At 68.3% G+C, this 22,127-nt stretch carries 19 protein-coding genes; 13 read left to right on the forward strand and 6 right to left on the reverse strand.

The features are described 5' to 3' along the window. Positions 1-182: 182 nt before the first annotated feature. The 5 genes from FHW81_RS08745 to FHW81_RS08765 are packed head-to-tail and all read left to right on the forward strand — an operon-like array spanning position 183 to position 5,006. Entirely contained in the window at positions 183-737 is a 555-nt protein-coding gene (locus FHW81_RS08745) for a YecA family protein (protein WP_003099193.1), read from the forward strand. Positions 738-746: 9 nt separating this feature from the next. Beyond that, the gene (gene pepP / locus FHW81_RS08750; RefSeq protein WP_003096308.1) at positions 747-2,081 is read left to right on the forward strand and encodes a Xaa-Pro aminopeptidase; all 1,335 of its coding nucleotides are present in this window, start codon (positions 747-749) and stop codon (positions 2,079-2,081) included. Positions 2,082-2,088: 7 nt separating this feature from the next. After that, complete coding sequence (gene ubiH, locus FHW81_RS08755) at positions 2,089-3,273, forward strand: 2-octaprenyl-6-methoxyphenyl hydroxylase (RefSeq protein WP_012614666.1); 1,185 nt, start codon at positions 2,089-2,091, stop codon at positions 3,271-3,273. Between the two features lie 4 nt (positions 3,274-3,277). Continuing rightward, positions 3,278-3,760, forward strand: a complete 483-nt coding sequence (locus tag FHW81_RS08760) for a hotdog fold domain-containing protein (protein ID WP_003099189.1) — start codon at positions 3,278-3,280, stop codon at positions 3,758-3,760. A 28-nt stretch (positions 3,761-3,788) separates the two neighbouring features. Beyond that, a complete protein-coding gene (locus FHW81_RS08765; RefSeq protein WP_003120388.1) occupies positions 3,789-5,006 on the forward strand; it encodes a 2-octaprenyl-3-methyl-6-methoxy-1,4-benzoquinol hydroxylase in 1,218 nt (405 codons plus the stop codon). A 36-nt stretch (positions 5,007-5,042) separates the two neighbouring features. Here FHW81_RS08765 and FHW81_RS08770 read toward each other — a convergent pair whose 3' ends face one another. Together FHW81_RS08770 and FHW81_RS08775 are read right to left on the reverse strand one after the other, a co-directional pair. Further along, entirely contained in the window at positions 5,043-5,864 is an 822-nt protein-coding gene (locus tag FHW81_RS08770) for a hypothetical protein (protein WP_003118038.1), read from the reverse strand. Positions 5,865-5,902: 38 nt separating this feature from the next. Further along, positions 5,903-7,096 carry an MFS transporter gene (locus FHW81_RS08775; RefSeq protein WP_058142616.1) on the reverse strand — a complete coding sequence of 398 codons (1,194 nt, stop codon included), beginning with the start codon at positions 7,094-7,096 and terminating at the stop codon, positions 5,903-5,905. A gap of 96 nt (positions 7,097-7,192) precedes the next feature. Here FHW81_RS08775 and FHW81_RS08780 point away from each other — a divergent pair, with 96 nt between their 5' ends. From FHW81_RS08780 to gcvP, 6 genes are all read left to right on the forward strand, one after another. Next, the gene (locus FHW81_RS08780) at positions 7,193-8,107 is read left to right on the forward strand and encodes a LysR family transcriptional regulator (RefSeq protein WP_003099180.1); all 915 of its coding nucleotides are present in this window, start codon (positions 7,193-7,195) and stop codon (positions 8,105-8,107) included. A 67-nt stretch (positions 8,108-8,174) separates the two neighbouring features. Further along, a complete protein-coding gene (locus FHW81_RS08785; RefSeq protein WP_003096289.1) occupies positions 8,175-9,173 on the forward strand; it encodes an extracellular solute-binding protein in 999 nt (332 codons plus the stop codon). A 67-nt stretch (positions 9,174-9,240) separates the two neighbouring features. After that, positions 9,241-10,860 carry an ABC transporter permease gene (locus tag FHW81_RS08790; RefSeq protein ID WP_023085853.1) on the forward strand — a complete coding sequence of 540 codons (1,620 nt, stop codon included), beginning with the start codon at positions 9,241-9,243 and terminating at the stop codon, positions 10,858-10,860. 150 nt (positions 10,861-11,010) lie between these two features. Beyond that, the gene (gcvT, locus tag FHW81_RS08795; RefSeq protein WP_003114049.1) at positions 11,011-12,093 is read left to right on the forward strand and encodes a glycine cleavage system aminomethyltransferase GcvT; all 1,083 of its coding nucleotides are present in this window, start codon (positions 11,011-11,013) and stop codon (positions 12,091-12,093) included. Positions 12,094-12,139: 46 nt separating this feature from the next. Further along, complete coding sequence (gene gcvH / locus FHW81_RS08800) at positions 12,140-12,529, forward strand: glycine cleavage system protein GcvH (protein ID WP_003107397.1); 390 nt, start codon at positions 12,140-12,142, stop codon at positions 12,527-12,529. A 173-nt stretch (positions 12,530-12,702) separates the two neighbouring features. Then, positions 12,703-15,579, forward strand: a complete 2,877-nt coding sequence (gene gcvP, locus FHW81_RS08805) for an aminomethyl-transferring glycine dehydrogenase (RefSeq protein WP_017148668.1) — start codon at positions 12,703-12,705, stop codon at positions 15,577-15,579. Between the two features lie 34 nt (positions 15,580-15,613). On the opposite strand, the gene FHW81_RS08810 is transcribed toward gcvP, so the two are convergent. The 4 genes from FHW81_RS08810 to FHW81_RS08825 all read right to left on the reverse strand — a co-directional run bounded on the left by FHW81_RS08810 (position 15,614) and on the right by FHW81_RS08825 (position 19,935). After that, a complete protein-coding gene (locus tag FHW81_RS08810; protein WP_003096280.1) occupies positions 15,614-15,943 on the reverse strand; it encodes a DUF2388 domain-containing protein in 330 nt (109 codons plus the stop codon). Between the two features lie 131 nt (positions 15,944-16,074). Then, the gene (locus FHW81_RS08815) at positions 16,075-16,527 is read right to left on the reverse strand and encodes an NfeD family protein (protein WP_003107402.1); all 453 of its coding nucleotides are present in this window, start codon (positions 16,525-16,527) and stop codon (positions 16,075-16,077) included. 221 nt (positions 16,528-16,748) lie between these two features. Beyond that, positions 16,749-18,533 carry a GspE/PulE family protein gene (locus tag FHW81_RS08820; RefSeq protein ID WP_003096276.1) on the reverse strand — a complete coding sequence of 595 codons (1,785 nt, stop codon included), beginning with the start codon at positions 18,531-18,533 and terminating at the stop codon, positions 16,749-16,751. A 37-nt stretch (positions 18,534-18,570) separates the two neighbouring features. After that, positions 18,571-19,935, reverse strand: coding sequence for an inorganic triphosphatase (locus tag FHW81_RS08825; RefSeq protein ID WP_003120394.1), 1,365 nt, complete (start codon positions 19,933-19,935; stop codon positions 18,571-18,573). A gap of 113 nt (positions 19,936-20,048) precedes the next feature. On the opposite strand from FHW81_RS08825, the gene FHW81_RS08830 reads away from it, so the two are divergent. Together FHW81_RS08830 and FHW81_RS08835 are read left to right on the forward strand one after the other, a co-directional pair. After that, positions 20,049-20,726, forward strand: a complete 678-nt coding sequence (locus tag FHW81_RS08830; protein ID WP_003096272.1) for a TIGR00153 family protein — start codon at positions 20,049-20,051, stop codon at positions 20,724-20,726. 46 nt (positions 20,727-20,772) lie between these two features. Continuing rightward, complete coding sequence (locus tag FHW81_RS08835) at positions 20,773-22,041, forward strand: inorganic phosphate transporter (protein ID WP_023117945.1); 1,269 nt, start codon at positions 20,773-20,775, stop codon at positions 22,039-22,041. Positions 22,042-22,127: the final 86 nt, after the last annotated feature.

Genomic DNA, 22,127 nt, shown 5'->3' on the forward strand with positions numbered 1-22,127 from the left:
TCGCTTGGGAATTGGGGTGATTGGACAACTATATAGGATCGTCCCCGGTCGGGGCCAATGCCCCGGCTGGGCCGGCGCGCCGGCAACCGGTCGCATGGTCTTGCCGGGGCGGGCGGTGCTAGGATAACCATCTTCATTTCACGTGTAGCGCCCCAATGGCGCCCAGCCGTCAGGGTCCCGAGATGTCCACTCAGAATTCCGCCTACAGCGCCTTTTCCTCCCTTCTCGCCGAGGCGGCCATGCCGGTCTCGCCGGCCGAACTGCACGGCCATCTGCTGGGTCGGGTCTGCGCCGGCGCCGGCTTCGACGAGGCCGCCTGGCAACACGCTGCCGCCGAACTGCTCGGCGGCGCGCCGGGCGAACGACTCAAGGCCGCGTTGTCCGGCCTGCTCGGCATGGTCCGGCAGGACTTTTCCGCCGGCGAGGTCGCCGTCGTCATGCTCCTGCCCGACGACGAAACCCCGCTCGCCCAGCGCACCGAGGCGCTCGGCCAATGGTGCCAGGGTTTCCTCGCCGGTTTCGGCCTCACCGCCCGCGAAGGCAGCCTGACCGGCGAAGCCGAGGAAGTGCTGCAGGACATGGCCGCCATCGCCCAGGTCCAGGGCCAGCTGGAAGACAGCGAGGACGGCGAGACGGACTATATGGAAGTCATGGAATACCTGCGGGTCGCTCCGCTGCTGCTGTTCGCCGAGTGCGGCAAGCCGCTGGAGCCCGCTCCCAAGCCTTCACTGCACTGAGGTTTCTGCATGATCCGTATCCCCAAGTCGGAGTACGCCCGTCGGCGCAAGGCGCTGATGGCGCAGATGGAACCCAACAGCATCGCCATCCTGCCGGCGGCGCCGATGTACATCCGCAATCGCGACGTCGAGCATGTCTACCGCCAGGACAGCGACTTCCAGTACCTCACCGGCTTCCCCGAGCCGGAGGCGGTGATGGCGCTGATTCCCGGCCGTGCTCACGGCGAATACGTGCTGTTCTGCCGCGAGCGGGATCCGGAGCGTGAACTGTGGGACGGCCTGCGCGCCGGCCAGGACGGTGCGATCGGCCAGTACGGCGCCGACGACGCCTTTCCCATCGGCGATATCGACGACATCCTGCCCGGCCTGATCGAAGGCCGCGACCGGGTCTACTACGCCCTTGGCGCCAATCCCGACTTCGACCGCCGGCTGATGGACTGGATCAACGTGATCCGCTCCAAGGCCCGCCAGGGCGCGCAGCCGCCGAACGAGTTCGTTGCCCTCGACCACCTGCTGCACGACCAGCGGCTGTACAAGAGCGCCAACGAAGTGAAGGTCATGCGCTACGCCGCCGAGGTCTCCGCCCGGGCGCACATCCGGGCGATGGAGGTGTGCCGGCCGGGGCTGTTCGAGTACCACCTGGAAGCCGAACTGGAATACGAGTTCCGCAAGGGCGGGGCGAAGATGCCGGCCTACGGTTCGATCGTCGCCGCCGGACGCAACGCCTGCATCCTGCACTACCGCGAGAACGATGCGGCGATCAAGGACGGCGACCTGATCCTGATCGATGCCGGCTGCGAGATCGACTGCTACGCCAGCGACATCACCCGTACCTTCCCCGCCAATGGCCGCTTCAGTCCCGAGCAGAAGGCGATCTACGAACTGGTGCTGGAAGCCAACATGGCGGCGTTCGACTACATCGCCCCCGGTCGCCACTGGAACGAGGCCCATGAGGCCACCGTACGGGTCATCACCGCCGGGCTGGTGCGCCTGGGCCTGCTGGAGGGCGACGTCGACGAGCTGATCGCCCACGAGGCCTACAAGGCTTTCTACATGCACCGCGCCGGCCACTGGCTGGGGATGGACGTGCACGACGTCGGCGAGTACCGCGTCGGCGGCGAATGGCGGGTGCTCGAACCGGGCATGGCGATGACCGTCGAGCCGGGCATCTACATCGCCCCGGACAATACCTCGGTGGCGAAGAAGTGGCGCGGTATCGGCGTACGCATCGAGGACGACGTGGTGGTCACCCGCAATGGCTGCGAAGTGCTGACCAACGGCGTGCCGAAGACCGTCGCCGAGATCGAGGCGCTGATGGCCGCGGCCAAGAGCGAGGCAGCCTGAGGTGACGATGAGCAAGGTCAACCTGGCGATCATCGGCGGGGGCCTGGTCGGCGCCTCGCTGGCGCTGGCCCTGCAGGCCGGCGCTCGGGAGCGCGGCTGGTCGATCGTGCTGATCGAACCCTTCGCCCCCGGCAACGCCTACCAGCCCAGCTACGACGCCCGCTCTTCGGCGCTGTCCTACGGCAGCCGGCAGATCTACGAGCGACTCGGCCTGTGGCCGGCGATCGCCGAGCGGGCCGAGCCGATCCTGCATATCCATGTTTCCGACCGCGGCCGCTTCGGCGCCACCCGCCTGACCGCCATCGAGGAAGGCGTGCCGGCGCTGGGCTACGTGGTGGAGAACGCCTGGCTCGGCCAGTGCCTGTGGAAGGCGCTCGACCCCGAGGTGGTGCGCTGGCACTGCCCGGCCGAAGTGAAGACCCTGGAAGCCCGGGAGGGCGGTTACCGGCTTACCCTCGACGACGAGACGCAACTCGATTGCGAGCTGGCGATCCTCGCCGATGGCGGTCGTTCCGGGCTGCGCGAACAACTTGGCATCGCCGTGGAGCAGACGCCGTACCGGCAGACTGCGCTGATCGCCAACGTATCGCCCTCCGAGGCGCACCTCGGGCAGGCCTTCGAGCGCTTCACCCCCAGCGGTCCGATGGCCCTCCTGCCGTTGCCGGATAACCGTTGCGCGCTGATCTGGACCCGCCCAGGCAAGGACGCCGAACGCCTGCGTGGCCTCGATGACGCGGCCTTCCTCGGCGAGCTGCAGGCTGCCTTCGGCTACCGCCTCGGCGCCTTCCGCCAGGTCGGCGCACGGCACTGCTACCCCTTGCACCTGGTCGAGGCCTGCGAGCAGGTGCGTCCGCACCTGGTGGTGCTGGGCAACGCTGCGCACAGTCTGCACCCCATCGCCGGCCAGGGCTTCAACCTGTCGTTGCGCGACACCCTGGCGCTGGTCGACGCCCTGCTCCACGACGACGCGCCGCTGGGCGAGTTCGCCGTGCTGCAGCGCTACCTCGATGGGCAGCGCCTGGACCAGCAGATGACCGTCGGCTTCTCCGACCGGGTGACCCGGCTGTTCTCCAACGACCGCGCGCTGCTCGGCGCCGGGCGCAACCTCGGCCTGCTCGGGCTCGACCTGCTGCCGCCGGCCAAGCGCTGGTTCGCCCGCCAGGCCATGGGCCTCGGCGCGCGGCCGCTGTAGCGCCATGCCGGTCTGGTCGAGGGCGCGCAAGGCCCGCCTGCTGCGCTTCGCCATGAATCTCTACCCGCCCTTCCTGGGGGCGGGCATCCGTGTGCGGCACATCGCTGGCGATTTCCGCGAGGTTCGGGTGCGCATGGGCCTGAACCGGCTCAATCGCAACTATGTAGGCACCCAGTTCGGCGGCAGCCTCTACGCGATGACCGACCCGTTCTTCATGCTGATGCTGATGGAGAACCTGGGCCGCGACTACGTGGTCTGGGACAAGGCGGCCAACATCGAGTTCGTCAGCCCGGGCAAGGGCCCGGTGCATGCGCATTTCAGCATCGACCAGAAGCTGCTCGACGAGGTCCGCGAGCGGACCGCCGGCGGCGAGAAGTACCTGCCCCGGCTGCACGCCGAAGTGCGCGACGACGCCGGCACCCTGGTGGCGCGGGTTCAGAAAACCCTGTACGTGCGGCTCAAGCCGCGCCTGCGGAACGCGGCCTGAAGAGGGCCCACGAGTGGAGAACGAGGATATGCACGCGGATCTGGTCATCGTCGGCGCCGGCATGGTCGGTAGCGCCCTGGCCCTGGCCCTGGAGGGCAGCGGCCTGGAGGTGCTGCTGGTGGACGGCGGCTCGCTCGACGTGGCGCCGTTCAAGCCGGAGGCGCCCTACGAGCCGCGGGTCAGCGCGCTGTCCGAAGCCAGCCGGCGGATTCTCCAGCGCCTGCATGCCTGGGACGGCATCGTCGCGCGCCGCGCCGAGCCCTATCGCGAGATGCAGGTGTGGGATGGCTCCGGCACCGGGCGGATCGGCTTCAGCGCCGCCAGCGTGCACGCCGAGGTACTCGGCCATATCGTCGAGAACCGGGTGGTGCAGGACGCCCTGCTGGAACGCCTGCACGATTCCACCACCGGCCTGCTGGCCAATGCGCGCCTGGAACAGATGCGCCACTCCGGCGACGACTGGCTGCTGACCCTGGCCGACGGTCGCCAGCTGCGTGCGCCGCTGGTGGTCGCCGCCGACGGCGCCAACTCGGCGGTACGCCGCCTGGCCGGCTGCGCCACCCGCGAATGGGATTACCTGCACCACGCCATCGTCACCAGCGTGCGCTGCGAGAACGCGCACCGCGCAACCGCCTGGCAGCGCTTCACCGACGACGGTCCGCTGGCCTTCCTGCCCCTGCCGGACCGCGGCGACGAGCACTGGTGCTCGATCGTCTGGTCGACCACCCCGGAACAGGCAGAACGCCTGATGGCGTTGGACGAGGATGGCTTCCGCGCCGCCCTCGGCGAAGCCTTCGAACAGCGCCTGGGCGCCATCCTGCATGCCGACCGGCGCCTGTGCATCCCGCTGCGCCAGCGGCACGCCAAGCGTTACGTCGAGCCGGGCCTGGCGCTGGTCGGCGACGCTGCGCACACCATCCACCCGCTGGCCGGACAGGGCGTGAACCTGGGCTTCCTCGATGCGGCGGTGCTGTCCGAGGTCCTGTTGCACGCCCTGGAGCGCGGCGAACGGCTTGCCGACGAACGCGTGCTGAGTCGCTTCGAGCGGCGGCGGATGCCGCACAACCTGGGCATGATGACGGCGATGGAAGGCTTCGAGCGCCTGTTCCAGGCCGACCGGTTGCCGCTGCGCTGGCTGCGCAACGCCGGCCTGCGCCTGGTCGACGGCCATCACGAGGCGAAGGCGCTGTTCGTCCGCCAGGCGCTTGGCCTCAGCGGCGACCTGCCGTCGCTGGCACGAGTCTGAGCGGGGCGGCCCCCCTGACGGGAGGGCCGCCAGTCCTCAGAACAGCGCCGCGCAGTCACGCATGACCTGCGCCTTGTTGCGCAGGTAGAGCCCGAACAGGTTGCGCGCGGCTTCTTCGTTCACCTCGATTTCCATCGCCTCGACGAAGGCGTTCACCGCCGCCGTGGCGTGGGCGAAGTGATTGCTCTCGGTGCCGCCGGTGTGCACCGTTACCCAGGCCACGGTGGCGCGGGCGCGTTCGGCGGGTACGCCCATGTCGCGGCTGAACCATTCCTTGTACAGCGGGTGGATGTACTCCACCTCGCCGTGGGTATAGACCTCGTGTACCAGCGTGGTCAGCAGTCCCTGCATCAGGTCGCGCTCGCGCAGGCGCTGGCGGTCGGTCCAGTCCTTGAACGCCTGCGCCGAAGGCAGGCAGTTCTCGCGCAGCAGCCAGCGGTCGTCGCCGCAAAGGGTGGTGGCCATGGTGTAGAAAAGATCGGCATGCACGGTGTTGCCGAGGGCGCCGAGGTCTTCGTCGGTGATCCGTTGCAGGCTGCCGCAGGCTCGATAGAGCTGGTCTGCCGCTGCCGAACCCTGTTCCGAACGGGCCAGCAGGGTCAGGCGATTGGCCAGTCCGGAAACGCTGGCCGCCGAGTTGTTGGTCTTCGACCAACTGGCGAAGAACTTGCGCAGCGGCTCGACCGCCTGGCGCCGGGCGGTGACCCGGGCGAAGGCGTCCTCGATGTCCAGCAACGACGCCGTCTCGTCCCAGAAGGCCCGGAACAGTGCGTGGCGCAGGGTTCCGGCGGGCATGTCGTTGAGGACCGGCTCGATGACGCCGAGCAGCTTGCTGTGGGGGGTGATGACATGGTTCATGGCTAACCTCCTGTCGGTTCTTGTTGTTCTTGCGATGGTTACGGTCTTCCTTGCGACGCGCGCAGGGCCGCGCGTTCGGCCTGTGGTGCGGACCAGCCGTAGCGGGTCAGAAGCAACGGCAGCAACTGGGCCAGGAGGATCAGGCCCAGGCAGCCCGGCCAGCCCCAGCGCTCCCAGAATGGCGCCGGCAGTACCGCGCCGAGGCTGCCGCCGGCGTAGTAGCAGGTCAGGTAGAGGCCGACGGCACCGGCCTTGTCGGTCCCGGCATTGCTGGCGGTGAAGGCGTTGACCGTGGACTGTGCGAGGAACACGCCGGTGGCGCTGAGGGCCAGGCCGACGAGAATCGTCGGCAGGCCCGGCGCCAGGGTCAGCAGCGAGCCGCACACGCCCAGCAGCGATGCGCCCAGCAGCAACTGGCGGTGCGGGCGGGTGCGGGCCAGGCGGCCGCTGGCGGGAATCACCAGCAGGGCGAGGAGGAACACCGCGTAGATCGAGCCGAGCTGAGCGGTGTCCAGGCTGTACGGCGGACGGCTGAGATGGATGCCGATATAGGTGAACATGGCGACCTGGGAAAAGAGGACACAGAACCCCACCGCGTAGGACGACAGCAGCGGAGCCCGGAACAGTTCACGGGATACTAAGGGGCGTTTCCCCGGTGCGGGCGCGTGCCTGCCAGAATTGGCAGGGAGCAGCGCACGGATGGCGACAGCGATGAGCAGGGTCAGCCCGGCGAGGATCCGGAAGGCGACGCGCCAATCCCACTCCTCGGTCAGCAGGCCGGTGAGGAAGCGTCCGGCGAAGCCGCCGAGGATGGTCCCGGCGACATAGAGGCTGGTCAGCTCGATGACCGCGCCGCCGCTCCAGCGCTCGCCGATGTAGGCCACGCTGCTGGCGAACAGCAGGGGAATCAGTATCCCTTCGGCGAAGCGCCAGAGCAGGAAGGCGGCGAAGCTGCCGGCATGGGCGGCCAGCAGCATGGGCACGCAGAGCAGGCTGGCGGCGAAGGCGATCACCCGGCTGCGCTCGCGGCCGCCGCTGAGTCGGCCGACGAAGGGCGCGGCGAGAGCCACCGCCAGGGTGGTGGCGGTGATGCTCCAGTTCGATTGATGGGCGCTGATGTGGAAGCTCGCCGCCAGTTCGTCGAAGATGCCCTGGGTGGTATAGAGATTGAGGAACGCAGCGCAACCGCAGAGAAACAGCGCGAGGCGGGGGAAACCCTGGGACGAATTCATGGAACGCTCTGCCTGGACGAGAAACCCCCTGTTATAGGGGCGCTCCCGACGGGCTGGCCAATACCGATTCAGGACCGATCGATACCGAGGAACCGCATGCTCGACCTACGCCGCCTGCGCTGCTTCGCAGCCGTTGCCGAAACCCTGCATTTCGGCCGCGCCGCCCAGCGCCTGCACATGGCGCAGCCGCCCTTGACCCGGCAGATATCCGCGCTGGAGGAAGAGCTGGGCTTTCGCCTGTTCGACCGCTCCAGCCGGGCGGTGACCCTCACCGCCGAGGGCAGCCTGTTCCTGCCTTACGCACGCGCCCTGCTGGACCAACTGGAGCGCACCGCCGGCTTCGCCCGCAAGCTGGCGCAGGGGCTGGCCGGCCACCTGACCCTCGGCTACGCCAGCTCCATCGCCCTGTCGGACCTGTTCACCGAGGCGATCCGACTGTTCCGCGAGCGCCATCCGGAGGTGCAACTGGAGCTGCTCGAAGGCGCTTCGGCGGCGCAATGGGCGCAGATCGCCGAAGGCGGCATCGATGTGGGGCTGGGGCGCCTGCCGCCGCCGGAAGGCCAGGTCGGCATCGAGGTGCTGGCCCTGGGCGGCGAGCCGCTGGTGGTGGCCGTGCCCAACGGCGATCCGCTGGCGCGGCAAGAGCGGATCGACCTGTACGATCTGCGTGATCGGCCGCTGATCCTGTTTCCACTGGACTACGGCTCCGGCCTCAACGAACTGATCGAGCGCCTCTACCGGAAGGCCGGGCTGGCGCTGACGAGGGGACCGGCCGGACGCCAGATCACCTCGATCATCGCCCTGGTCGCGGCCGGCCAGGGCGTTGCCCTGGTGCCGCGTTGCAGCACCGCGCTGGCCCGGGCCGGAGTCGTCTATCGCCCGCTGGCCGAGCCCGAGGCGCTGGCCGATTTCCTCGTCTTCACCCGCCGCCATGGCCGCAGCGCCGCGGTGGAGGCGTTCCTCGCCATCCTCGGTGGCCTGGACGCAGGCGAAACACCCCGACACATTTAGTCGCGCGGGTTCGCAAGCGAGATTTCTTATCATTCGTGCCTACGTTCCGCTGACGAGGCTGTTCTTCATGCAGGCAAGCAAAGCTCTACTCGCCGCCCTGGCCCTGGGCATCACCGGCCTGGCCCAGGCCGCCGACGAAGTGGTGGTGTATTCCTCGCGCATCGACGAACTGATCAAGCCGGTGTTCGATGCCTACACCAGCAAGACCGGCGTGAAGGTCAAGTTCATCACCGACAAGGAAGCGCCGCTGATGGCGCGGATCAAGGCCGAAGGCGCTAACACCCCGGCCGACCTGCTGCTCACCGTGGACGCCGGCAACCTCTGGCAGGCCGAGCAGATGGGCCTGCTGCAACCGTTCAAGTCGGCCACCATCGAACGGAACATTCCCTCGCAGTATCGTTCCAGCACCGATAGCTGGACCGGACTGTCGCTGCGCGCGCGGACCATCGTCTACTCCACCGAGCGGGTCAAGCCGGAAGAGCTGAGCACCTACGAAGCCCTGGCCGACAAGCAATGGGAAGGCCGCCTGTGCCTGCGCACGGCGAAGAAGGTCTACAACCAGTCGCTGACCGGGACCCTGATCGAGACCCACGGGGCGCAGAAGACCGAGGAAATCCTCCAGGGCTGGGTGAACAACCTGGCCACCGACGTATTCGCCGACGATAACGCGGTGATCCAGGCGGTGGACGCCGGCCAGTGCGACGTCGGCATCGTCAATACCTACTACTACGGGCGCCTGCACAAGCAGAACCCGAACCTGCGGGTCAAGCTGTTCTGGCCGAACCAGGCCGACCGCGGCGTCCACGTCAACCTGTCGGGCATCGGCCTGACTCGCCACGCGCCGCATCCCGAGGCAGCCAAGGCGCTGGTGGAATGGATGACCGGGCCCGACGCCCAGGCGCTGTTCGCCGGGATCAACCAGGAATTCCCGGCTAACCCGCAGGTCGCGCCGTCAGCCGAAGTCGCCAGCTGGGGCAGCTTCAAGGCCGACAGCATCCCGGTGGAAGTTGCCGGCAAGCGCCAGGCCGAGGCGATTCGCCTGATGGACCGCGCCGGCTGGAACTGACCGCCGGTTATACTCGACGCCCCGGCTCGTCCGAGCGGGGCGTCGTTCGTTCCGCACCGAGGATTTCGTGGCCCATCCCGCTCCCCGCCGCTGGTACCCCATCACCTTCACCGTTGCCGCGCTGGTGCTGCTGCCGCTCAGCGTGCTGCTGCTGAGCTGGCTGGAGATCGACCGGGAAATCTGGAGCCACCTGTGGGATACCCAGTTGCCGCGCCTGCTCGGCAACACCCTGACCCTGGTGCTCGGCGTCGGCATCGGCGTGACTCTGCTCGGGGTCAGCCTGGCCTGGCTCACCAGCCTCTGCGAATTCCCCGGGCGGCGCTGGCTGGACTGGGCGCTGATGTTGCCGTTCGCGATCCCGGCCTACGTCCTGGCGTTCGTCTTCGTCGGCCTGCTGGATTTCGCCGGACCGGTGCAGAGCCTGCTGCGCGAGTGGCTCGGCAGCGGCCTGCGGTTGCCGCGCGTACGCTCCACCGGCGGGGTGATCCTGGTCCTGGTGCTGGTGTTCTATCCCTATGTCTACCTGCTCGCGCGCAGCGCCTTCATCGCCCAGGGCAAGGGCCTGATGGAAGCCGCGCGGGTTCTCGGCCTGTCGCCCTGGCAGGCGTTCCTGCGGGTCGCCCTGCCGATGGCGCGGCCGGCGATCGGCGCCGGCCTGGCGCTGGCGGTGATGGAAACCCTGGCCGACTTCGGCGCGGTATCGGTGTTCAACTTCGACACCTTCACCACCGCCATCTACAAGACCTGGTACGGCTTCTACAGCCTCTCCAGCGCCGCCCAGCTGGCCAGCCTGTTGTTGCTCGGGGTATGCCTGGTGCTGCTCGGCGAGCGCCACACGCGAGGCCGAGCCAAGGCCGCCAGCGAGCGTCCGCGCGGCGCGCCGCTGTACCGCCTGCGCGGCGCCAGGGCGCTGGCGGCGAGCGCCTGGTGCGGGCTGGTGTTCCTCTGCGCCTTCGTGATTCCCGTGGCGCAACTGGTTGTCTGGTTCTGGCGCCAGGGCCGTTTCGACCTCGACGAGCGCTACTGGGACCTGATCGGCCATACCCTGACGCTGGGCGGCATCGCCGCGCTGGCGACGGTCGCCGTGGCCCTGCTGCTGGCCTTCGCCGTGCGCCTGGCGCCGACCCGCGCTATCCGCGGCGCGGTGGGCCTGGGCAACCTCGGTTATGCGCTGCCGGGCTCGGTCCTGGCGGTTTCGATCATGCTGGCCTTCAGCTGGCTGGACAATCACTGGGTGATCCCGCTTTCCAGCGCCCTCGGCGGCGCCGGCAAGCCGCTGCTGCTGGGCAGTCTGTTCGCCCTGCTGCTGGCCTACCTGATCCGTTTCATGGCGGTGGCCTACGGGCCGCTGGAAAGCGGGCTGGCGCGGATCCGCCCGTCGCTGCCGGAAGCTTCGCGCAGCCTCGGCGTGGGCGGCCCGCTGCTGTTCCTGCGGGTCTACCTGCCGCTGTTGCTGCCGGCCTCGCTGAGCGCCGCGCTGCTGGTCTTCGTCGACGTGCTCAAGGAGATGCCGGCGACCCTGCTGATGCGTCCCTTCGGTTGGGACACCCTGGCCGTACGGATCTTCGAGATGACCAGCGAGGGCGAATGGGCGCGCGCCTCGCTGCCGGCCCTGACCCTGGTGCTGGTCGGCCTGCTACCGGTGGTCGGGTTGATTCGTCGTTCTGCCCATCATTCAGATCGCTGAGCCCAGTATCCATGCAGGTCGTAGGGTCTATGCACGGATCGCGGCACGCTTCCATGGTGTCCTGCTCCGGGGCTTGCGGCTACAATGCGCGCGATTTCGTGCCGGCGGTCCCTGCCGACGGCACCCGCTACGCCCGGAAGGAGAATACCCATGGGATTGCGCACCCCGCTTTACGAGCTGCACGTCGCGCTCGGCGCCAAGATGGTCGATTTCGGCGGTTGGGACATGCCGCTGCACTACGGTTCGCAGGTCGAGGAGCACCATCAGGTCCGGCGTGACTGCGGCGTCTTCGACGTGTCCCACATGACCGTGGTCGACGTCGCCGGCGAGCAGGCCACGGCCTATCTGCAGCATCTCCTGGCGAACGACGTGGCGCGTCTCGGCGAAACCGGCAAGGCGCTCTACAGCGCGATGCTCAACGAAGAGGGCGGGGTGGTCGACGACCTGATCGTCTACCTGACCGAGCACGGCTACCGGGTGGTGGTCAATGCTTCCACCCGCGACAAGGACATCGCCTGGATGCAGGCGCAGGCCGCCGGCTTCAAGGTCGACCTGCAGGAACGCGGCGACCTGGCGATGCTCGCCATCCAGGGCCCCAACGCCCGCGTGCACAGCTCCGAACTGGTATCCCCGGCACGCGCCGCGCTGATACGCGAACTCAAGCCGTTCCAGGGCCGTGCCGAGGGCGACTGGTTCATCGCCCGCACCGGCTACACCGGCGAGGACGGCCTGGAAATCATGCTGCCGGCCGCCGAGGCGCCGGGTTTCCTCAACGAGCTGGTTGGCGCCGGGATCTCCCCGGCGGGCCTGGGTGCGCGCGATACGCTGCGCCTGGAGGCCGGGCTCAATCTCTACGGCCAGGACATGGACGAAAGCGTTTCCCCGCTTGCCGCCAACATGGGCTGGACCGTAGCCTGGGAGCCGGTTGCGCGGGACTTCGTCGGCCGCCGCGCGCTGGAAGCGCAGAAGGCCGCCGGCGACCAGCCGAAGCTGGTCGGCCTGGTTCTGGAGGAGCGCGGCGTGCTGCGCGCCCACCAGGTGGTGCGGGTAGCTGGCATTGGTGAGGGGGAGATCACCAGCGGCAGCTTTTCGCCTACCCTGAACAAGTCCATCGCGCTGGCCCGCGTGCCGGCCGCCACCGGCGACCGCGCCGAGGTGGAAATCCGCGGCAAGTGGTACCCGGTACGGGTGGTCCAGCCCAGTTTCGTGCGTCACGGCAAGCCCCTGATCTAACCTGGCAATGGCGACCGCCGTCGCCCCCGACTTCGAGGAAAACAAGATGAGCAATATTCCCGCCGAACTGCGTTACGCCCAGAGCCACGAATGGGCTCGCCTGGAAGCCGACGGCAGCGTTACCGTGGGCATTTCCGACCATGCCCAGGAAGCCCTTGGCGATGTGGTCTTCATCGAGCTGCCGGAGCTGGGCAAGACCCTCGCCGCCGGGCAGGAAGCGGGCGTGGTCGAGTCGGTGAAGGCCGCCTCCGACATCTATTCGCCGATCGGCGGCGAAGTCATCGCCATCAACGAAGCCCTGGCCGACACCCCGGAAGACGTCAACAACGACCCGTACGCGTCCTGGTTCTTCAAGCTCAAGCCGAGCAATCCGGCCGAGCTGGACAAGCTGCTCGACGCCGCTGGCTACCAGGCCGCCGTCGACGCGGAAGGCTGAGCCGCCGCGTAGTCGCGACAAAACCCGCTATCCTTGGACAAGGCCTCGATCATTCGAGGCTTTGTTCTTTTTGCAGCGGCGAAATGCGTTTTCGCCGTCGTTGCTTTCTCATTCGATATCCGTTCGGCGACGATCGCTGGCAGGGCGATGCCGCCCCCAACGAGACCGAAGCCATGTCGCAGACGCCGTCCCTCGCCCAGCTCCAGCCCGCCGATGCCTTCCTGCGCCGCCACCTCGGCCCCGATCCAGCGGAACAGCAGGCCATGCTGGACTTCCTCGGAGTTTCCACTCGCGCCGAACTGATCGTGCAGACGGTGCCGCCGGCGATCCGCCTCAACCGGCCGCTGGAACTGCCCGCCGCGCTCGACGAACAGGCCGCCCTGGCGCGCCTGCGCGGCTACGCCGGGCTCAACCAGCGCTGGACCAGCCTGATCGGCATGGGCTACTACGGCACAGTGACGCCGCCGGTGATCCTCCGCAACGTGCTGGAGAATCCCGGCTGGTACACCGCCTATACGCCCTACCAGCCGGAAATCGCCCAGGGCCGCCTGGAAGCGCTGCTGAATTTCCAGCAACTGACCATCGACCTCACCGGACTCGACCTGGCCAGCGCCTCGCTGCTCGACGAAGCCACCGCCGCCGCCGAGGCCATGGCCCTGGCCAGGCGGGTGGCAAAGGCCAGGAGCAACCGGTTCTTCGTCGATGCGCATTGCCATCCGCAGACCGTTTCGGTGTTGCGTACCCGCGCCGAGGCGTTCGGTTTCGAGCTGGTCGTCGACGAGCCGGACAATCTTGCCGCCCACGCGGTGTTCGGCGCCTTGCTGCAATACCCGGACAGTCGCGGCGAGATCCGCGACCTGCGCCCGCTTATCGAGGCGTTGCACGGCCAACAGGCGCTGGCTTGCGTCGCCAGCGACCTGCTCGCCCTGTTGTTGCTGACCCCGCCGGGGGAACTCGGTGCCGACGTGGTGCTCGGCAGCGCCCAGCGCTTTGGCGTACCGATGGGCTACGGCGGGCCGCACGCGGCGTTCTTCGCCACCCGCGAAGGGTACAAGCGGGCAATGCCGGGGCGGATCATCGGCGTTTCCCGCGACGCCCGCGGCAACCCGGCGTTGCGCATGGCCCTGCAAACCCGCGAGCAGCACATCCGTCGGGAAAAGGCCAACTCGAACATCTGCACCGCCCAGGTGCTGCTGGCCAACATTGCTTCGCTGTATGCCGTCTACCATGGGCCACAGGAGCTGAAACGCATCGCCCAACGCGTCCAGCGCCTGACCGCGCTGCTGGCGGCGGGCCTGGAAAGCAAGGGACTGCGGCGGCTCAACCGGCACTTCTTCGACACCCTGACCTACGAGGTCGGCGAGCGTCAGGCGGCGATCCTCGAACGGGCGCGGGCGGCACGGGTCAACCTGCGCGTGGTCGACGACCGGCGGCTGGCCCTGAGCCTCGACGAAACCTGTGACGCGGCGACCCTGGCGACCCTGTTCGAGATCTTCCTCGGCGCCGGCCACGGGCTGGATGTCGCGCACCTGGATGGCGGGGCGGTGGCCGACGGCATCCCGGCAGTCCTGCAACGCACTTCGGCCTACCTGCAGCATCCGGTGTTCAACGCCCACCACAGCGAGACCGAGATGCTTCGCTACCTGCGCCAGCTGGAAGGCAAGGACCTGGCGCTGAACCAGGCGATGATCCCGCTCGGCTCCTGCACCATGAAGCTCAACGCCAGCAGCGAAATGATCCCCATCACCTGGCCGGAATTCGCCGAACTGCATCCGTTCGTGCCGCGCGAGCAGGCCGAGGGCTATCGCCGGATGATCGACGAACTGGAAGCCTGGCTGCGGGCGATCACCGGCTTCGACGCCATCTGCATGCAGCCGAACTCGGGAGCACAGGGCGAATATGCCGGGTTGCTGGCGATCCGCCGCTACCACCAGAGCCGCGGCGATAGCCAGCGCGACATCTGCCTGATCCCCGCATCGGCGCATGGCACCAACCCGGCCTCGGCGATCATGGCCAGCATGCGGGTGGTGATCGTTGAGTGCGATCCCCGCGGCAACGTCGACCTCGACGACCTGCGCCTCAAGGCGGCCGAGGCGGGCGACCGGCTGTCCTGCCTGATGATCACCTATCCCTCGACCCACGGCGTCTACGAGGAGGGGATAGGCGAGATCTGCGAAGTGGTCCACCGCCACGGCGGCCAGGTCTACATGGACGGCGCCAACCTCAACGCCCAGGTCGGCCTGGCGCGACCGGCGGACATCGGCGCGGACGTCTCGCACATGAACCTGCACAAGACCTTCTGCATCCCCCATGGTGGTGGCGGGCCGGGCATGGGGCCGATCGGGGTCAAGCGGCACCTGGCGCCGTTCGTCGCCAACCATCCGGTGATCCGCGTCGAAGGGCCGAACCCGCTGAACGACGCGGTCAGCGCGGCGCCATGGGGCAGCGCCAGCATCCTGCCGATCAGTTGGATGTACATCGCCATGATGGGCCCGCAGCTGGCCGACGCCAGCGAGGTGGCGATCCTCTCCGCCAACTACCTGGCGAACCGCCTGGACGGGGCGTTCCCGGTGCTCTACCGCGGGCGCAACGAGCGCGTCGCCCACGAATGCATCCTCGACCTGCGACCGCTCAAGGCGCAGACCGGGATAACCGAGGAAGACGTGGCCAAGCGCCTGATGGACTACGGCTTCCACGCCCCGACCATGTCCTTCCCGGTGCCGGGCACGCTGATGGTGGAGCCGACCGAGAGCGAGTCGAAGGCGGAGCTGGATCGCTTCGTCGAGGCGATGCTGAGCATCAGGGCCGAGATCGGCAAGGTGGAGAGCGGCGCCTGGCCGGCGGAGGACAACCCGCTGAAACGGGCGCCGCATACCCTGGCCGACGTCACCGGGATCTGGCAGAGACCCTACGAGATCGCCGAGGCGGTGACCCCGAGCGAACATGCGCGGGCGTTCAAGTACTGGCCGGCGGTTAACCGGGTGGACAACGTCTACGGCGACCGCAACCTGTTCTGCGCCTGCGTGCCGCTGGACGACTACCGCGAGTGACCTCGCCTCCGGGCGGAGGCGAGGTCGCCGTGGCCTACTGCTGGACGGCGGACTGCTCGCCGCCGGCGAGGATCGCGCTGGCCAGTTCCATGTCGCTGGCCTGCAGGTCCGGGTTGTCGTTGCGCAGCTTTTGCAGGGCGGCTTCCAGGTACGGCCCGCGGATCGCGCCGTCGCTGGCGATGTAGCTGCCGGCGTCGTCCTGCGCGGCGACGATCAGCTTGTGGTCGTGGCGGAAGGTCAGGTAGGTGGAGGCCGTGGTGGCACCCGAGGAAATGATGTTGCGCCAGAAGGTATCGGCCATGGCCGAGCCCAGCGGCAGGGCGGCGATGACCAGGGTGGCGGCGGCGAGTTTGACGGAACGCATGGGGGAACTCCTGATAGGGGGCTGCGTGTTACATCAGATCGCGTTTGCCGTCCCGGAGTTCCAGTGGGGATGACCGTCCGGTCGCTTTTTCCGCTGCCGTACAGCCCCCGCCGGCCGGGAGCTACAGCGATTCAAGGCGCAGCAGGCTCGACGTGCAGCAGGGCGCCGTCCTGGCCGGTGACCCGGACCAGGGCGCCGCGCGGCAGGTCGGGACCGCTGACCAGCCACGACGCGTCCTCGACGCGCAGCTCGCCGAGCCCGCCGACGATCGCCCGGTGCAAGGGAAAGGTGCGGCCGAACAGGTCGTCGCCGCGTCGCTGCAACCCTGGCGTTTCCTCGACGCTACCGGCCTTGCGGCGACGGCGTCGATGCAAGGCGGCGACCAGCCCGGAGAGCAGGACGAACAGCCCTACCTGCCAAGGCCAGGCCAGTCCCGGCAGGAGCGCGCCGAGCGCACCGACACAAGCGGCGGTGAGGCCGACCCGCAGCAGATAGCCGCCGGCACCGAAGATTTCCAGGAGCAGGAGGACGGTACCGAAGGCCAGCCAGTCCCAGAAGTCCAGGCGTAGCAGCAGGATTTCCATCGGCCGGCCCTCAGCGCCGGCTCGGCGGCCGGCCGAGCCACATCGAGCCAGGGACGCCGCTCGCGGCTCGCCGCAGGTGCGGTGCGCCGCGGCTGGGGAGCGTCGGCGCGGGGACGGCGGGGGGAACGCTCGTCATCGTCTACATCCTTGTCTGTGGGCCTGGCAGGCCCGTCCGGCGTTGTGCCGTGCAACCGTCGGAACTCCGCCGACGGGATGTGCCGCTACTTCTGTTCGCTCTGCGGGGTCACCCGCAGTACTTCCTCCAGCGTACTGATACCTGCGGCGACCTTCTGCGCGCCGGACAGGCGCAGGCTGCGGGTGCCTTCCTTGTACGCCTGGCGGCGCAGGGCGACCAGGTCGGTGTCGGCGGTGATCAGTTCTTTCAGGCTATCGCTGAGCAGCATGATTTCATAGACGCCGGCGCGCCCGCGATAGCCGGTGTCGCGGCACTCCAGGCAACCCACGGCCTGGTGCGCGCCGCTGGGCGGCGGGGCGCTCCAGGGGCGGGTCAGTTCGTGCCAGTCGCTGTCCGCCAGTTGCATCGGCGCCTTGCAGTGCGGGCAGAGCGTGCGCACCAGGCGCTGGGCCATGACCCCTAGCACCGTGGCGCGGATCAGGTAGTAGGGTACGCCCAGTTCGAGCAGGCGGGTGATCGCCGTGGGGGAGTCGTTGGTGTGCAGGGTGGAGAGCACCAGGTGCCCGGTGAGCGCCGCCTGGATCGCCATCTCGGCGGTCTCCAGGTCGCGGATCTCGCCGACCATGATGATGTCCGGGTCCTGCCGCAGCAGGGCGCGTACGCCGCTGGCGAAGGTCAGGTCGATGTTGTGCTGGACCTGCATCTGGTTGAACGAGGGCTCGATCATCTCGATCGGGTCCTCGATGGTGCAGACGTTCACCTCATCGGTGGCCAGTTGCTTGAGCGTGGTGTAGAGCGTGGTGGTCTTGCCCGAGCCGGTGGGGCCGGTGACCAGGATGATGCCGTTGGGCTGGCTGGTCATGCTCTGCCAGCGGCGCAGGTCGTCGGCGGAGAAGCCGAGCTGGTCGAAGCTCTTGAGCAGCACCTCGGGGTCGAAGATGCGCATCACCATCTTCTCGCCGAAGGCGGTGGGCAGGGTCGACAGGCGCAGCTCCACCTCGGCGCCGTCCGGGGTCTTGGTCTTGACCCGGCCGTCCTGCGGCTTGCGTTTCTCCGCCACGTTCATCCGTCCCAGTGACTTCAGGCGGCTGACCACCGCCATGGTCACCTGCGGCGGGAACTGGTAGACGTTGTGCAGCACGCCGTCGATACGGAAGCGCACGGTGCCCTGCTCGCGGCGCGGCTCGATGTGGATGTCGCTGGCGCGCTGCTGGAAGGCGTACTGGAACAGCCAGTCGACGATGGTGACGATGTGCGCGTCGTTGGCGTCCGGCTCCTGGTCGGCGGCGCCGAGGTTGAGCAACTGTTCGAAGTTGCCGACGCCGCTGATCTTCTGGTCCGGCGAGGTGGCGCCGCTGACCGAGCGGGCCAGGCGGAAGAACTCGACGGTGTAGCGCTGGATGTCCGCCGGGTTCGCCACCACCCGCTTGATCGGTCGCTTGAGCACATGCACCAGGTTGCTTTCCCAGCCCTGTACGAAGGGCTGGGCGCTGGCGATGGTGACTTCCTCCGGACTCAGCGCGACGGCGAGGATGCCATGGCGCTGGGCGAAGGCGTAGGACATCAGCGGAGTCACCGCGGCGACGTCGATCTTCAGCGGGTCGATGCGCAGGTAGGGCTGGCCGGCGTACTCGGCCAGCCACTGGGTGAGGGTCTCCAGGTCGAGCTTGCGTCCGGGGCGCTTGAGATCCTCGACCTGCTGCGCGGCGAGGAACTCCAGCGGATGCTGCTGGTTGCGCACCGCGCTGCGGCGGATCGCCAGGCACTGTTCGGCCTGCTCCTGCCCGACCCGGCCCTGGGCGACCAGCTCGCGGAGCAGGTCGCCGAGGTCCAGCAGGCGGTCCTGGGCGGCGGTGGCGAACACGGACATGCAGACTCCCTTCGGATGATGGCGGTAGCGGCGAAGCTTATTTCATCAGCGCCTTCCAGGGTTTGAGCGTCAGCACAGTATGGGCCTGCGTGGCGCGGGCAGCCAGGCGCTCGACATCGACAGGTTGCCGCAGCAGCTCCAGCAACTTGGCCAGTTCGCCGTAGAGGCGGTCGGCTTCCGGCAGGTCGAGCACGCCGCGCGCCAGGCGCAACCAGGTAAGCATGCGCTGCAGGCGCGGCGCTTGGTCGGGGAGCAGCTCGGGATGCTGGTGGGCGCGCGCCAGCGGCGTGGCCTGGGCTTCTTCGGCAAGGCTGCGCAGCAGCCATTTGCCCAGCGCGGCGGCGCCCTGGCGGTTGCCGCGCTCGTTGCGCGACTCGGTCCAGGCCTTGGCCAGCAGCCAGCGCGAGGCATTCAGGGAGAACAGACCCCAGCGGGTCTCGTCGAGTTCGCCGCGGAACAGTTGCGGCGCCTGCTGGCGTAGCGTCTCGTCGTCACGGCCGCGCTCGATGCGCGGCGCCCAGTCGGCGAGGAGAGCGTCCAGCGCTTCGCGCAGCTCGCGACTGCTGGCGCGTGGCACCGCCTGGCCGAGGCTGCCGAGCAGGGTACGCAGGTCCTGCAGGTGTTGCAGCCAGTCCTCCAGCAGGCGCCAGTGGCCGTTGAAACGATACTGTTCGGCCAGTCGCTGGCTGCTGCCGAGCAGGTACCAGGCGATGGCGGCGAAGGCACCGTCCAGCGGGGTTTCCGCCAGCAGTTTCTGGGCCGGGGGATCGACCTCGTAGCTGTTCGGGTCGAACAGGCGGTAGCCGCGCTCGGCCTTGCTGATGTCGCAGGGCATCAGCGGCAGGTCGGCGGCCAGTTCCGCGGCCAGCTCGAGCAGCGCGGCGGCATCGCCCTGGCGCAGTTCCAGCTCCAGTTCGCAGATTTCCTCCTGGTTGTCGCCGGCGACCACCTTGCCCAGGTCGAGCGCCGCCTCCACGACTACCCTGGCCTTGCCGCGGCCCCAGGCGATCTCGGCGCGCTGGCGGACGAAGTCGGTGCTGAAGATCGGCTTGAGCTGCTTCTTGTCGAGGTCCTTGAGGGCCGCCGGCCAGCACTTGTCGTCGAGTTTCTTTAGGTCGAGCTTGTTCTTTTCCAGGTACCAGTCCCACTCGTTGCGTTCGGACAACCCGGCCACGCTCTGCCCGCGGCTCTTCAGCGTCTGGATGTACTGCTCGCCGTCGCGGCGCATGCGCAGCGCGACCTTGGCCCGGGCCAGCTCGCGGCCGGGGGTGTCGTAGTACTGGTTGTACAGTTCGCGGCGCTCCCAGCCCGATTTGTTGCGTTTCTTCAGCAACGGGTGCTCCTGCAAGGCTTCCAGGGTGGCGCGGCTGACGCGGAGTTTGATTTCGGTTTCTTTCTGCATGGGGCGATGTCCGGCTCGGGACGCCAGGCGTCCGCGGGTGAAGGTGTTCCAGATCAAAGGCGCGCGGGGTGGGTGGCCTATACTTTTCGGCATTTCCACCAGGGAGGCGTTCCATGCCGACCAATCCGTTCATCAGCCTGTTCGGCCGTTCGCCGATCGGGCCGATGCAGCAGCACATCGCCAAGGCCCACGAATGCGCGGCCGGCCTGTTGCCGTTCTTCCGCGCGGTGATCGCCGAGGACTGGGCGCAGGTCGAACAGGTTCAGCAGGACATGGTGCGACTGGAGCAGGAAGCCGATCGGCTGAAGAAGAACGTCCGGATGCACCTGCCCAAGAGCCTGTTCCTTCCGGTGCCGCGCTCCGATCTGTTGGAGCTGCTCAGTGTACAGGACAAAGTCGCCAATCGCGCCAAGGACATCGCCGGGCTGATGCTGGGCCGGCGCATGCGCATCCCGCTGCCGCTGCAGGGCCAGATGCTCGCCTACGTGCAGCGCTCGGTGGACGCCAGCGCCCAGGCGTTGCGGGTGGTCAACGAACTCAACGAACTGCTCGAGACCGGCTTCGGCGGGCGCGAGACCAGTCTGGTGGAGAGCATGGTGGAGGAACTCGAGGCGATCGAGAACGATACCGACCGCATCCAGGTCGAGGTACGCCGCGAGCTGTTCCGTCTGGAAAGCGAGCTGCCGCCGGTGGACGTGATGTTCCTCTACCAGATCATCGAATGGATCGGCGATGTCGCCGACCGCGCCCAGCGGGTCGGCAACCGCCTGGAGCAATTGCTGGCGCGTTGAGCGCCAGGTTTCTTTCCGCCTTCTGCCCGCATACGGATCCCCGCCCATGTCCTTGATCGCCGACCACGGCTTCGCCTTCCTTGTACTCGCCTGCCTGTTCGGTTTCTTCATGGCCTGGGGCGTCGGCGCCAACGACGTCGCCAACGCCATGGGCACCTCGGTGGGCTCACGGGCGCTGACCATCCGCCAGGCGATCCTGGTGGCGATGGTCTTCGAGTTCTGCGGTGCCTACTTCGCCGGCGGCGAGGTCACCGAAACGATCAGGAGCGGCATCGTCGATCCGCAGTACATGACCCCCGACCTGCTGGTCTTCGGCATGCTCTCGGCCTTGCTGGCCGCCGGGGTCTGGCTGTTGCTGGCGACGATCAAGGGCTGGCCGGTGTCGACCACCCACTCCATCGTCGGCGCGATCATCGGCTTCGCCTCGGTCGGTGTCTCGGTGCACGCGGTGCACTGGAGCGCGATCGGCCCGATCGTCGCCAGTTGGGTGGTGACGCCGGTGCTGTCCGGGCTGCTCGCCTTCGCCCTGTTCAGGAGCGTGCAGTGGCTGGTACTGCATGCCGAGGACCCGTTCCGCAGCGCGCGCCGCTACGTGCCGCTGTACATGTTCCTGGCGGGCTTCATGGTCGCGCTGATGACCGTCGGCAAGGGCCTGAAGCATGTCGGCCTGGAGCTTTCCGGCCTCCAGACGCTGGGTCTGGCGTTGCTCGCCGGCGGCCTGGTGATGGGCCTGGGTATCGTCCTGCTGTTGCGTATCCGACCCACTGGCGGAGCCGATCCGCGTGGCGGCTTCGCCAGCGTCGAGCGGGTCTTCGCGGTGCTGATGATCTTCACCGCCTGCTCCATGGCTTTCGCCCATGGTGCCAACGACGTGGCCAACGCCATCGGCCCGGTGGCGGCGGTCGTCGCGGTGGTCCAGGCCGGCGGCGACCTGGATCTGGTGAGCCGTTCGCCGGTGCCGTCCTGGGTACTGCTGCTGGGCGCGGTGGGCATCGTCATCGGCCTGGCTACCTATGGCTACCGGGTGATCGCCACCATCGGCCGGGAGATCACCGAGCTGACCCCCAGCCGCGGCTTCGCCGCCGAGCTGGCGACCGCCTCCACGGTGGTTGGCGCCTCGGCCATCGGCCTGCCGGTATCCACCACCCATACCCTGGTCGGCGCGGTGCTCGGCATCGGCATGGCGCGCGGCATCGGCGCGCTCAACCTGCGGGTGATCGGCTCGATCTTCCTGTCCTGGGTAGTGACCCTGCCGGCCGGCGCGGTGCTGGCGATCCTGTTCTTCCTGGTCCTGCGCGCGCTGTTCGGCGCCTGAGCGCGATCTTCGTCGGCTGGCGCAGGCGGAACCGGAACGGACGGTTTTATCCACTGCCGCGATAGGCCATGATGGGGCTCGATCCG

Origin of the sequence: Pseudomonas sp. RC10-4-2 (assembly GCF_050433085.1) — a bacterium.
GTDB classification, from domain to species: domain Bacteria; phylum Pseudomonadota; class Gammaproteobacteria; order Pseudomonadales; family Pseudomonadaceae; genus Pseudomonas; species Pseudomonas aeruginosa.